Annotated in this window: 1 protein-coding gene; it reads left to right on the top strand. The window is 30.1% G+C overall.

Features of this window, described 5'->3' with window-relative positions:
* Positions 1–125: 125 nt before the first annotated feature.
* The coding region (locus FUA24_RS23470; RefSeq protein WP_148545763.1) for an AAA family ATPase at positions 126–468 on the top strand (343 nt) is incomplete at its 3' end.

Here is a 468-nt window from a genome sequence, read left to right as displayed (position 1 = left end):
GTTATTTTTAATTATTAAGTTATCAAAGGTCTTTCGCAAATCTACAATTTTTTTTTATTCGTTAAAACCTACAAACAAAAAAATCATTTCTATATTTGAATAATTTATTTCTCGGTAAACAATTCATGACGTCTTCAGAATTTTATTCACTCATAAAACAACATTTTCCTTTTCAGCCTACGCTAAAGCAAGATGTTGTATTACAGCAACTTTCAAGTTTTATATTTAGTAAAACGCCCAATAGTTTGTATGTTTTAAAAGGCTATGCAGGTACAGGTAAAACTACTATTGTTGGTGCAATAGTTTCTAACCTTTGGAAAGCAAAAAAGAGTGCAATTTTAATGGCGCCTACCGGAAGAGCCGCAAAAGTGATAGCAAATTACTCAAAAAAAGAAGCGTTTACCATTCATAAAAAAATATATTTTCCAAGAAAAGAAAAGGGTGGTGGTGTTAAGTTTGTGTTACAAC

The organism is Seonamhaeicola marinus (assembly GCF_008085455.1).
The sequence above is the reverse complement of the archived record's forward strand: the minus strand, read 5'-3'. Positions and strand labels throughout refer to the sequence as shown.